The organism is Pararhizobium sp. LjRoot255 (genome assembly GCF_964252905.1).
Classification (GTDB): Bacteria; Pseudomonadota; Alphaproteobacteria; order Rhizobiales; family Rhizobiaceae; genus Pararhizobium.
In genome coordinates this window covers 2,825,459-2,837,955 of record NZ_CAXUPQ020000001.1, presented here as the reverse complement: position 1 = coordinate 2,837,955, position 12,497 = coordinate 2,825,459, and the positions used below count along the sequence as shown (strand labels likewise).

The window sequence follows — 12,497 nt, the reverse complement described above, 5'->3', positions numbered from 1 at the left end:
TCGCCGGCCTTCAAAGGGAAACGGCGGGCCAAATGCCCGCCGGTTTCATTTTCAGCCGCGACCACGATAGGTCGGCACGCCCTGATCCGGCAGCCAGACGCCTTCCGGCGGCGCACCCGTCTGCCAGAACACGTCGATCGGGATGCCGCCGCGCGGATACCAGTAGGCCCCGATCCTCAGCCACTTCGGCTCAAGCAACTCCACGACGCGCTTGGCGATATAGATCGAACAATCCTCGTGAAAGGCGCCGTGATTGCGGAACGCGTGAAGGAAAAGTTTCAGCGACTTCGATTCCACCAGCCAATCGCCCGGCAGATAATCGATGACGATATGGGCGAAATCCGGTTGCCCGGTCATCGGGCAAAGCGAGGTGAATTCCGGCGCGGTGAAGCGCACGACGAAACCCGTGCCGGCATTGCCGTTCGGCACACGTTCCAGCACAGCTTCTTCCGGACTCTGCGGCGCGGCGACATTCTGGCCGAGCTGCGACAGGCCCGATACATCGGTTTTTGTCATTTTTTCATTCCTTCAACAACCTTGACTCTGATTCCATGGGCCTTTTCGCCTTCCGGCTCGACATGGATGGTGATCTTCGCACCTTGGTAGACCGCGCGGATCGAGTCCTCCAGGCGATCGCAGATATCGTGCGCGTCGCCGACGGACATCGTGGCCGGAACCACCATGTGAAATTCGACGAAGATGACCGACCCCGCCTGCCGCGTCTTCAGATCATGCACACCGAGCGAACCGGCCGCATGGGTCGCGATCGCCTGCTTGATGGCGGCCTCCTCCTCCTCGGATGCCGCCCTGTCCATCAGTCCGTCGATCGAGCGCGCGATCACCTTCCAGCCCTGATAGAGGATGTTGCAGGCGACGACGACGGCAAGCAGCGGATCGAGCACCGCATAGCCGCTGACGATCGCCAGCACAAGGCCGACCAGCACCCCGGCTGAGGTCACGACATCGGACATGATATGATGTCCGTCCGCGGACAAGGCGGGCGAGCGATGGGCTCTACCGGCGCGGATCAGCGCATAGGCCCATATAGCATTGATGATACCGGCCACCAAATTGATCGCCAGGCCGAGCGCAGGCGTCTCCGGCAGCCGTGGCGACAGAATGGCCGGTATGGCTTCGGAAACGATCAGAAGGGCCGCAACGACGATCAGCACCCCCTCGATGACGGCTGAGAAATATTCCGCCTTGTGGTGGCCGAAAGGATGGCTGGCATCTGCCGGTTTTGCGGCATAGCCGATCACGGCGAAAGCGACGACGGCGGCCACCACATTGACGATCGATTCCAGGCCATCGGAGAGCAGCGCCACCGAGCCCGTGACCCACCAGGCGACCATCTTCAACCCCAGCACGACGAGCGCGATCGGAATCCCCCAGAATGCCAGGCGCTGCGCCGCAGACGCCTCCTGCCTCACCATTTGCCTTCTCCTTGCACATGCAAACGAATTGCAAAACTCTGTTCTCTAGAACGCCGAAACCGCTGAAGCGGTTCGAGCGCTTCAGCGGTTTCGGATAGTGCGCATATGGTTCAAAGCAACCGACTTGTCAAAGCCTCGCTGGCAGAACAACCCCGCTCAAACACGGAGGTGGCTATGCAGCCTTGATCTTGGCTCGCTTGGCAAGATGCGCCACGACGTTCTCGATCATCCGCATGCCGGCATCGCCACCGAGCGTCATGATCGATTCCGGGTGAAACTGCACGGCGGCGATCGGCTCCTTCATGTGCTCGATGCCCATGATCGTGCCGTCGTCACTCTCCGCCGTGATCATGAACTCGCGTGGCAGCGTCGAGGGATCGGCGAAGATCGAGTGATAACGACCGACCGTCACCTCCTTACCAAGGCCGGAGAAGACGATGCCGGGCTCGAGCACGCGGATGCGCGACGGCTTGCCGTGCATCGGGATGGCGAGTTGGCGCAGATCGCCGCCATAGGCTTCCGCCAGCGCCTGCAGACCCAGGCAGACGCCGAAGATCGGCAGGTCGCGGGCACGCGCCTTCTTGATCGTCGCCTTGCAATCGAAATCCTTCGGCATGCCGGGACCGGGTGAGAGGACGACGAGATCCGGCTTCACCTTGTCGAAGATTTCATCGACGACGGGCGAGCGGACGGTGGTCACCGTCGCACCGGTCTGGCGGAAATAATTGGCCAGCGTATGGACGAATGAATCCTCATGATCGACAAGCAGGATGTTGACACCGGTGCCGACGGCGGCGACGTCACGGCCCGCACCGCGGGTGTTGGCGGATTTTGCATCGCGGATCGCTGCGATCATGGCGGAGGCCTTCAGTTCGGTTTCGGCTTCTTCTTCTTCCGGATTGCTGTCGTTCAGCAACGTGGCCCCGGCGCGCACCTCGGCAATGCCGTCCTTGATACGGATGGTGCGCAGAGTGAGACCCGTATTCATGTCGCCATTGAAGCCGACCATGCCGATGGCCCCGCCGTACCAGGCGCGCGGGCTCTTTTCATGGGCTTCGATGAAGCGCATCGCCCACAGCTTCGGAGCGCCGGTGACGGTAACGGCCCACGCATGCGACAGGAATCCGTCGAAAGCATCCATGTCGTCGCGCAACCGGCCTTCGATATGGTCGACCGTGTGGATGAGGCGCGAATACATCTCGATCTGGCGGCGGCCGATGACCTTGACGGAGCCGGGCACGCAGACTCTGGACTTGTCGTTGCGGTCGACGTCCGAGCACATGGTCAGCTCGGACTCGTCCTTCTTCGAGTTCAAGAGCTTGAGGATCTGTTCGCTATCGGCGATCGGATCGTCGCCGCGCTTGATCGTGCCCGAGATCGGGCAGGTCTCGATGCGGCGGCCGGAGACACGCACGAACATTTCCGGCGAGGCGCCGACCAGATATTCCTGGTTTCCAAGATTGATGAAGAAGGAATAGGGCGACGGATTGATCGCCTTCAGGCGATTGGAGATTTCCGAAGGCTTGCTCTCGCAACGCTCGAAGAACTTCTGGCCCGGCACGACCTCGAACAGGTCTCCGCGCCGAAAACTTTCCTTCGCTTTCGTCACAAGCTCGGCATATTCACCGGGACGATGGTCGCCGTGCGGCGGAATGCTGTCGATGGTCTGGAACGGCTCGGCCAAGATATCGCCGGCCTTGCCCTCCGTCGTCTTGCCGTCCTTGGCGAAATCATAGCGGTCAATCCACGCCTTGGCGGCATAGTGATCGACGACGAGGATTTCGTCCGGCAGGAACAGCACCATGTCGCGCTGATCATCGGGGCGCTTCAGCTTCAGCTCGATCGCGTCGAACTGGAAGGCGAGGTCGTAGCCGAAGGCGCCATAGAGCCCGAGGCTCGCATCCTCTTGCGAATAGAACAGATTGGTAACGGCGCGGAGAACCGTGAACACCGTCGGGATCTTCGAGCGTTCTTCTTCGGTGAAGACCCGGTCCGGCATGTTGATCGTCAGATCGAGACGCCGGCTCGTGGAGGCACCGAGCGTGATGTCGGCGATCCCGGCGAGATGTTCGCAGATCATTGACAGGAGCGTTTCGCCGCGTTCGTTATAGGCTTCGATCCAGAGCGAACGGCCGAAGGAGGAGATCGCAAGCGGCGGATCGATGATCGCCGTGTCCCAGCGGGTGTAGCGACCCGGATATTCATAGTTGGAGGAAAACACCGCGCCCCGGCGCTCGTCGAGCCGATCGACATAACTGGAGATCGCCTCGCCATAGGGCGCCTCGCGCCGGCGGCGGGTGACGGAAATGCCGCCCTTGGTGGTATAGGCTTCCGCACCGTCTTCAAGAATTGTCGTCGCCATTTTTCGCTCCGTTCAGGCCCGTCATTCCCCCGCGGCCCGAATACAAAAAAGCCGCCTCGAAACTTCCGGGCGGCTTATCGTCTCAATCACGCATGACTGGTCAAGGCCGCTTTAGCGAGCCCACCACCAGATCGAAAGGATGCGTGCCTGTGTCATGGCGAAATTGTTAGCGTGAGATGTTGGATTGCGCAAGCGGGGAACGGCGGAAAAAATAAGCGGGCCTCGTGCCGGAATACCCACGCGCGGCCTAGGCGAACGGGCCGGTCGGCAACGAATGGGAAGCGGCCTGCGACGGCCGCTCCCCGATGGCAATCCCCGGCAAGCCGCTTAGAAGCGCTGCGTCAGGGAGATCTTGAAGGTGCGCCCCGGCTCGGAATAATAGGCCATGCCGGGCGAGGCTGCGCTGAGCGTGACATCGCGGACACTGATGGCGTCATAATATTCCTTGTCAAACAGGTTGTAGACCCCTGCCCTCACCGTCAGGCCCTCTACCTTTTCGGGCTTCCACCAGCCGGTCAGATCGACGATGCCGTAGCCGGGCACCTTGAGCGTCGCGTCCGAATTGCTAGAGACTGCTTTCGCGGCAATGAAGGCGACGTCGGCTCCCCATGTTTCCGTGGCATAGCCGGCCCCGAGAATTCCCTTCAGCGGCGCGACGGAGCCAAGTTTCAAACCTGTCGCAAGGTCTTCGCCATTGGCATAGGTCAGCGAGCCGCTGACGTGGAAGCCGGACGCAAAGGACTTGTGAGCCGAAAGCTCGACGCCATAGATGCGTACGCGATCGCGATTGAGGTACTGGGTAATCCCGAACGGATAGGTGGCCGGATCTTGGACGGGCGCCGCATCCGTATCGATGAAGTTGCGGTAGCGATTGTAGAAGCCCGTGATGCGGCCGCCGAAATCGTCATCGCCGAGCGTTGCGCCGATTTCGAAACCGTTGCTGGTTTCCGGCTTCAGATCGGGATTGCCGAGTCGCAGATAGGTGCCTGGCGCACCGTAGTCGAGATAGAGTTCCGCTGCCGTCGGCGAGCGGAAGGCCATCGCCCATTGGGCGTAGAGTTCGACGTCGCGCGCCGCCTCGTATTTGGCGAGCAACTTCGGCGAGAACGCATCGCCGCTCTGGCCCGGCGGCAGGCCGTCAAAGTTCGGGTTGGCAGTGTAGGCAGCGGTTTCCTGAGGCGACTGGTCGTACCAGTCGTAGCGCAGGCCCGGCGTCAGAGAGAAGGCGCTGTCACCAATGGAAAGCTCGTCTTCAAGGTAGATGCCGAGCTTTTTGCTGTCGACATCGGGCATATCGGCCTGATTGGTGTGCAGGAAGTTGCAGGCCGGAACATAGGCGGTATCGCAAGTGTCCTCACCGGAGGAATATTGGGTCGTCTTCCCGACGGAGAAATCACCGCCAAGGCGCACCGTGTGGTGCAGGCTGCCGGTCTCGAAGCTCTTTTCGGCGTAGCCGGCAGCGCCGACCGACCTTTCATCGACCTCGCTGTTACGCGTGTAGTCGCCGACCACCGACGTATAGCGATAGCCCGACTTGCCGCTGTCACGGGTCAGATCCTGCCAGTAGAACACAGCATTGGCGGCATCGATCAGCGCATCGTCATCAACGGCCTCGAACTCGTAGTTCAGCGAAACGCGGTCACGCTTGATATCCTCGTTACCATCCCAGTTGCCTGGACGGTAGTTGCCGAAGGCGCTCTGCTCGGTCTTGAGATCGATATCCTTGTCCCGGTCGAAGCGCTCGCCCGTCAGCGTGAAGGTGTGGCCGCTATCGGTATATTGCTTGACCTTCACCAGCACGTTCCTCTGGTCAAAATCCGCGGGGTTGGGCTCCGTGCGGCCCGGACCATAGATATCGGACGAGCCGCCATTATCGGTTTCGTGGCCCTTCTTATAGCCCCCCTGGAACAGAACGGCGGTGTTGTCGAAGCGCGCGGCCGCGGCCGCAGACGTTCCCCAGCTTTCATCCTCGCTGTCATAGGTGAACTTGAAGATTCCGCCCCAGGTCTTGCCTTCGCCGATGAGATCTTCGGGGTCCAGGGTGCGCAACACGACGGCGCCACCGAGGGCGCCATCGCCGGCACGGCTGGAATCCGCACCACGAACGATGTCGGCGGCAGACAGCGCATCGAAATCGAAGCTGTCGATACCACCATCAGCATCACGGGCGCCGTCGTCGAGATAGGGAATGACAATGCCGTCGATCGTCGTCTGGACGCGCGGGCCATCCAGACCGCGGATGTTGACGCTACCATTCGCCCTGTTGAAACCGACGCCCGGCTGAAGGGTACGGCCAAGGTCTTCGAAAGATGAAACCTGATTGTTTTGGATCTGCTCGGCCGTCGTTTCGCTCGCCAGCGGCGTATCGGCAACTCCCTTCACGTCGCCGCCCTTGACCGAGAGTTTTTTCAGCGCGGTGACATTCTCCTCCCCGTCGGGCGCGACCGTCCCCGCAGCGTCCTGCGCCTGGGTAATCCGAGGGGGCAATGTGACGGAGAAAAACGCCGCGCACGCCAACAAGGCCGCGCAGTAATGCCGGGTAATCATGGAGCAATCCTTTGATGAGTTCACCGGGCTGGCTGCTGAGACACGCTGCTCAAAGGGCTGGCTAGGTAATGGGCGACGAAGCTTGCGGCAGCCGGAACCTGCTGCCTTGTTTTCATCGGTTAAAAAACATGACTATTGTTGTCAACAAATAAACGTCACACTTTTGCCAAACTCCTGCAGCGCCATCCCGGGCGTGCCGGATTGGCAACGATCCGGCGTCCTGCGGCTGCAATGCAACCATTAACGCCCGAATGCGTTGTGGCCGCGCCCTGCCACCCCGGCAGGCCCGGAGTTCGTTCATGCACCTTCGAATCATCGCCTGCCTCCTGTCGGCCATCCTTCTTTCAAGCGCCAGCCTTCCCAAAAAAGGTCCCCTCCCTGAGAAAAGGCCCGTAGAGGCAGAGACGACAAAGCCGGTGGAGGAGAAAACGGAGAAGGACGCGCCTGCGCCGAACAAGGACAAGACACCTCTCCCTACGCCGGAGGACACCGAGCCTTTACCGCAGAAACCTGAGGCCGAGCCTGAGCCGGTGCTGACGATTGAGCCGGAAGACGGCAAGGAATACGCCGCTTGTCTGACAGCGCTGAAGCAGATCGGCGCCACCTTCAATGAGGAGAGGCGGATCGACGACGGCAAGGGTTGCGGTATCGACAAGCCGCTGACGCTTGAAACGGTTCTTCCGGGCGTCGCGCTGAAACCGGAAGGCAAGATGCGCTGCGAAACGGCGCTCGAACTCGCCCGTTGGACAAAGGACGCGGTTCTGCCGGCAGCCAAGGTGGCGCTCAAGAACGAAGGTCCGCTGACGGCAATCGACCAGGCATCGAGCTATGTCTGCCGGTTGCGCAACAACGGGACGACCGGGAAAATCTCCGAGCACGCGCGCGGCAACGCCATCGATATTGCCTCCTTCACGTTCAAGAGCGGCAAATCGATCGAAATCCAGCCGCGCGACGAGGATCCGACCCTGACCGGCGCCTTCCAGCGGGCGGTGACGGCAACCGGCTGTCTTTATTTCGAAACGGTGCTTGATCCCGGCAGCGACGAGGCGCACGAAAACCATCTGCATTTCGACGTTCAGGAGCGCAAGAATGGCTATCGCTTTTGCCGGTGATGTCCACTCCTCTCGCAACCGCGTGGATATAGTTGCGAGACGCACGGCAATTCCGCCTTGCCCGAAGCGATAGCGAACCCCATCTGCTGAGAGCGCCGGCCTTGAACCCGGGCTGGCCCCTCATCACAAAGGATTTTTCCATGCCCGTTTCCATGTACAAAATCTCGGTTCCCGTCTTCATCCGCGGGCTGAACGTTCTTGCGGGCCTCCTCGACAAGGCCGAGGCCCATGCTGCTGAAAATAAGGTACCGCTGGACGATTTGTTCAATGCGCGCCTCGCCCCGGACATGCTGGCCTTGTCCGGCCAGATCCAGCGCGTCAGCGACACGTCGAAGAACGCCATCGGACGCCTGACCGGCGTTCCCGCGCCGAGCTTTCCAGACGACGAAAAAACGTTTGCCGAGCTTCGCGAACGCATCGCCAAAACGATCGCCTTCCTCGAAACCGTCAAGCCGTCCGATCTGGAGAAGAGCGAAGAGAGGGATGTGACGATCAACTTCGGCAAGCTGAAGTTCACGTTCACCGGCGACGACTACCTCTTGACGTTCGCATTGCCGAACTTCTTCTTCCATGTCACGACCACCCACGACATCCTGCGCAACCAGGGCGTTGCCGTCGGCAAGGCAGACTATCTCGGGCCTTATAGTTGAGCATTTCAAGCCGTCACATTCCCGGGCGCCGATAGTCAAAAAAACTCTGTGCCCTCTGAACTGCCCCTCGAAGGTTGCTCCAACTTTCGGGGGCGCGTTTAAAACAACCCCTCGATGAATCCTTCCTCGTTGAGGAACATTCTCTCCGACGACGGCACACGCGGCAGGCCGGGCATGGTCATGATCTCGCCCGTGATGACGACGATGAAGCCGGCCCCCGCGGACAGGCGGACCTCACGGATTGGAACGGTGTGCCCGGTCGGGGCGCCGTGCAGGTTGGGGTCGGTCGAGAAGGAATATTGCGTCTTGGCCATGCAGATCGGCAGGTGGCCGTAGCCCTGGTCTTCCCATGTCCTGAGCTGGTCGCGCACGGTCTTGTCGGCGATCACTTCGCCGGCGTGATAGATATCCTTGGCGATGGTTTCGATCTTGTGGAACAGCGGCATGTCGTCAGGATAGAGCGGCGAAAACTGCGAGCGGCCGTCTTCCGCCAGTTGCACGACCTTGCGAGCAAGATCCTCGATGCCGGCAGAGCCCTCGGCCCAATGCCTGCACAGGATCGCCTCGGCACCCAGTGTGGCGACGAACGTTTTGATCGCCGCGATTTCAGCCTCCGTATCCAGCGTGAAATGGTTGATCGCAACGACGACCGGTACGCCGAACTTCTTGACGTTCTGGACATGCCGGCCGAGATTGGCGCAGCCCTTCTTGACGGCTTCGACATTCTCGCGGCCAAGGTCTTCCTTCTTCACGCCGCCATTCATCTTCATCGCCCGGACGGTTGCGACGATCACGGCCGCATCGGGTTTGAGCCCGGCCTTGCGGCATTTGATATCGAAGAATTTTTCCGCCCCGAGATCGGCGCCAAAACCGGCTTCGGTGACGACGTAATCGGCGAGCTTCAGCGCCGTCGTCGTCGCCACCAGTGAGTTGCAGCCATGGGCGATATTGGCGAACGGGCCGCCGTGGACGAGGGCTGGATTGTTTTCCAGCGTCTGCACGAGGTTCGGCTGCATCGCATCCTTGAGCAGCACGCTCATGGCCCCATCGGCCTTGATGTCGCTGGCAAAGACGGGGGTCTTGTCGCGCCGGTAGGCGACGATGATGTTACCGAGGCGTTTTTCGAGGTCCTTGGGGTCGGTGGCGAGGCAGAGGATCGCCATGACCTCGGAGGCAACCGTAATGTCGAAACCTGTCTCGCGCGGATAGCCGTTGGCGACGCCGCCGAGCGAGCCGACGATATGGCGCAAGGCGCGGTCGTTCATATCCATGACGCGCCGCCAGGCAATGCGGCGTACGTCGATGTTCTGCTCGTTGCCCCAATAGATGTGATTGTCGATCAGCGCCGACAGCAAGTTATGCGCCGAAGTAACGGCATGGAAATCGCCGGTAAAATGGAGATTGATATCCTCCATCGGCACCACCTGCGCATAACCGCCGCCGGCGGCCCCGCCCTTGACGCCGAAGCAGGGGCCGAGCGATGCCTCCCGGATGCAGACGATGGTCTTCTTGCCGATCCGGTTCAGCCCATCGCCGAGACCCACGGTCGTCGTCGTCTTGCCTTCGCCTGCAGGCGTCGGATTGATCGCGGTGACGAGGATCAGTCTGCCGTCCTTCTTGCCTTTCTGCTGGGCAATGAAATCGGCACTGATCTTTGCCTTGTCATGACCGTAGGGAAGAAGATGTTCCGGCGGTATTCCAAGTCCGCTGCCAATCTCCAGGATCGGCTTTTTGTTGGCTGCGCGGGCTATTTCGATATCGGATTTTACCTCGGCCATATGGTGTCTCTCCCCTTCCACCGTTTTTTTGGTCTGGGAGCATATGAGCGTGAACGGAAGGCGCTTGCCATCGTTTATTTGCTTTCGAACCCGCCGAAAGCAAAAATCAGCGCGATTTTGCCGAAAAACAAACAAAAAGACGGAAGAACAGCGTCCTTCCGTCTCCATTTGATGAAAACGCCCTATCGCGCCAGAATATCGCGCATTTCGACGAGATTGGAGCGGACGCGCAACACATAGAAGCCGAGCGTCGCAAGATGCGTCGGCATAATCCAGCCATCCTCCCGACCATTCGAGATGATCAGGGGCTGGATGCGCAGTGCCGACCTCAGCTGCTTGATGCTTTCCTGCCAGATCGGCGCAAGACCACGCTGGGTGATGACGGCGTCGAAATCGGCACCGGCTGCGGCCATGACGCCGTAGTAGCCGTAGAGCTGGCCATAGGCGAACCAGTAACGATCGTCCGCCCGTGTATCGAACCAGCCGCCATTGTGGTTTTCCGAGCGCTCGCGGATCATCGCCGAGGTGCTGCCGATGTCGTTGGCGATGCGGTCGAGGAACTCGATCAGGTTGTCGGAGCGGGCGTCGAAGATTGATTCGCACTTGACGAGCGATCCGTTGAAGGCCTGCAGGTCACGCATGGCGCTGCGATAGAAGCTCGGCGTCGGCGTTTTCGGTCCGAACGGATCGAGGCCGAAATACCAGGCCGTCTCGTCGAACTGCAGGTTGCTGCGGGCTCGCTGCAGATTGTTGTTGATGCTCGACGTACCGCGCACGCGGCCGAGCGAATCCACCAGCTCGACCGTCGTGCGGCGGATCGCCTGGTTCACACCGCGCTGGAAGGAGGCCTTGTTGTCGAGCCAGGGCGTGTGGTCCCAATCCATCCCGAACAAGCCGAGCTTGTAGAGCACCATCGACGAGATCCAGGCATTCTGGTTGACGTTGAAGTCGACGAGATCCGCGGTCACGTCCACGATCGCCGAGCGTTCGCAGGTATTGGCCGGCGCCGTCTGCCCGGCCGCTGCCTTGACCGGCAGGCCGGCATCGTTCTTGCGCTCGGTGAGCTTGTAGCGGTTGACGTAATCCGGATCGAAATTGGTCCAGGCCTGAGTCTGCCAGACGAAATAGCCATAAAGCGCGATCAGCGCCAGGAGACCTATGCCGAGCGGGCCCTTGATGATCCAGCTGCGCTCGCGGTACCAATTCCCAACGGCAATGAAGGGAGAGAGTATCCAGGCCACCACCAGGCCGATGCCACGGCCGATCGCGGAAAATCCACGCTGGAAAAACGCCACGATCGGATCAAGCATTATCATCCTCCTTGAGCCCGTAAAGATGCTTACGGAACGCCACCTTGTCCTTGAGATATGTGCCGGTCAGTGTCGCCACAACATATTCCCTGAACTTTTCGCTGTAATGTTCATAGGCCGCATAAAACCCCTGCTTGTCAAAGACGAAGCGGGAGACGAAATCGGTGGGGTTCAGTTGCGCAATCAGCCGGTTGGTGAGCCACTGGTCCGGATGCTCCGGGGCGGCGCGAACGAGCAGGAAGCGATTTTCCGGCGCCACCTCCTGCATCTTGATGGTGCCTGATGCGGACACCGCGCGGATCATCGTCTGCAGGAAAGGATAGGCACCATCCGACGATACCAGCGCCGAGTTGCGATGCATCCACGTCTGCAGCCAGATCGCATCGATCGCGCCGAGATCAGTGGTTGGATCCACCTGATTGACCAGCCCGCGCAGGATCATATCCGCCCGGTGCTGATAGAGGCCGGAACTCTCGACCCAGGAGGCCTGCGGCAGTTGCAGCCGGTTGGTCGAGGCGAGGAATTCGTAGATGCGTTGGTGGTCCGAGAGGCTGATATAGCCGACCTGCCAGGGGCGCGAGCGGCGGAAACCGGGCACGGAGGGATCGCAGATGACGGTCGTCGTCTTTTCATCGAGAAAAACATAGACGCCGCCGAAATGATTGGCCCAGAAGGCATCGTGGCGAAAAACCAGCTGATCCGGAACCAGCGCATTCTCGCGGATGTCGCCGGTGATTTTTGCAAGCTCGACCATCCGGTTCAAGAGCGCATCGTCAGACCAGGCAGTGGGCTCCGCCTTCAACCGATCGACCAGAGCCCTGAGTTCAGCTGCCTTGCCAAGCATGTCCTCGGCCGAGAGCACGCGAAACCGAACCTCGTTGATCGAGAGCAGGTCATCGATGTCGTGGACGGCCGAGACCGAGTCTTCGATTTCGCCGTAGAGCGCATCCTTGATCGTCACCGCGTTGATTGCCCGGGCGTTGGCGGCGAAGAACTCGTGCATCAGCGCGGCGGTGTTGGAAAAGCTCGTATGGACGACCGGAAGCTCCTCCTGTGCCGGCGTCATGATGATGAAACGGCGGTTGACACGGTTTGGATCGAGATAGTCCCGGTCACCAAGTTCATCGGCGATCTCCGGCGAAAACCCGGTCATGTCGATCCGGAACGAGGAGAGCGCCGTCGGACGAAGACCAAAGCCCTGCAGCGCCTTGTTGTAACGCGCAATCAGGTGCGGCTCGGAAATTTCGAGCAGGCGCCCATAGATGAGTTCGGCTTCGAGGAGAAGTTTCATGCGGCCAGCCGTTC

9 protein-coding genes are annotated in these 12,497 nt (G+C 60.4%); 2 read left to right on the top strand and 7 right to left on the bottom strand.

The features are described from left to right. Positions 1–51: 51 nt before the first annotated feature. The 4 genes from queF to ACSQ2W_RS13680 all read right to left on the bottom strand — a co-directional run bounded on the left by queF (position 52) and on the right by ACSQ2W_RS13680 (position 6,342). Positions 52–516: a preQ(1) synthase gene (gene queF / locus ACSQ2W_RS13695; RefSeq protein ID WP_436086733.1), complete on the bottom strand. Its 465-nt coding sequence runs from the start codon at positions 514–516 to the stop codon at positions 52–54. Then, positions 513–1,433: a cation diffusion facilitator family transporter gene (locus ACSQ2W_RS13690; RefSeq protein ID WP_436086732.1), complete on the bottom strand. Its 921-nt coding sequence runs from the start codon at positions 1,431–1,433 to the stop codon at positions 513–515. The genes queF and ACSQ2W_RS13690 overlap by 4 nt, the downstream gene beginning before the upstream one ends. A 172-nt stretch (positions 1,434–1,605) precedes the next feature. Beyond that, positions 1,606–3,795 (bottom strand): anthranilate synthase, encoded by a 2,190-nt coding sequence (locus ACSQ2W_RS13685; RefSeq protein ID WP_436086731.1) that lies wholly within the window; start codon positions 3,793–3,795, stop codon positions 1,606–1,608. 327 nt (positions 3,796–4,122) lie between these two features. Further along, entirely contained in the window at positions 4,123–6,342 is a 2,220-nt protein-coding gene (locus ACSQ2W_RS13680; protein ID WP_436086730.1) for a TonB-dependent hemoglobin/transferrin/lactoferrin family receptor, read from the bottom strand. A gap of 299 nt (positions 6,343–6,641) precedes the next feature. Here ACSQ2W_RS13680 and ACSQ2W_RS13675 point away from each other — a divergent pair, with 299 nt between their 5' ends. Both ACSQ2W_RS13675 and ACSQ2W_RS13670 read left to right on the top strand, forming a co-directional pair. Further along, the gene (locus ACSQ2W_RS13675; RefSeq protein WP_436086729.1) at positions 6,642–7,454 is read left to right on the top strand and encodes an extensin-like domain-containing protein; all 813 of its coding nucleotides are present in this window, start codon (positions 6,642–6,644) and stop codon (positions 7,452–7,454) included. Positions 7,455–7,594: 140 nt separating this feature from the next. Then, positions 7,595–8,104 (top strand): DUF1993 domain-containing protein, encoded by a 510-nt coding sequence (locus ACSQ2W_RS13670; RefSeq protein WP_436086728.1) that lies wholly within the window; start codon positions 7,595–7,597, stop codon positions 8,102–8,104. 98 nt (positions 8,105–8,202) lie between these two features. Here the strand turns inward: ACSQ2W_RS13670 and ACSQ2W_RS13665 are convergent, their stop codons facing one another. From ACSQ2W_RS13665 to ACSQ2W_RS13655, 3 genes are all read right to left on the bottom strand, one after another. Continuing rightward, entirely contained in the window at positions 8,203–9,882 is a 1,680-nt protein-coding gene (locus ACSQ2W_RS13665) for a formate--tetrahydrofolate ligase (RefSeq protein WP_436086727.1), read from the bottom strand. Between the two features lie 182 nt (positions 9,883–10,064). Further along, positions 10,065–11,192, bottom strand: a complete 1,128-nt coding sequence (locus tag ACSQ2W_RS13660) for a DUF2333 family protein (RefSeq protein ID WP_436086726.1) — start codon at positions 11,190–11,192, stop codon at positions 10,065–10,067. After that, the gene (locus ACSQ2W_RS13655) at positions 11,185–12,483 is read right to left on the bottom strand and encodes a DUF6638 family protein (protein ID WP_436086725.1); all 1,299 of its coding nucleotides are present in this window, start codon (positions 12,481–12,483) and stop codon (positions 11,185–11,187) included. Before ACSQ2W_RS13655 ends, ACSQ2W_RS13660 begins: the two co-directional genes overlap by 8 nt. Positions 12,484–12,497 lie beyond the last annotated feature (14 nt).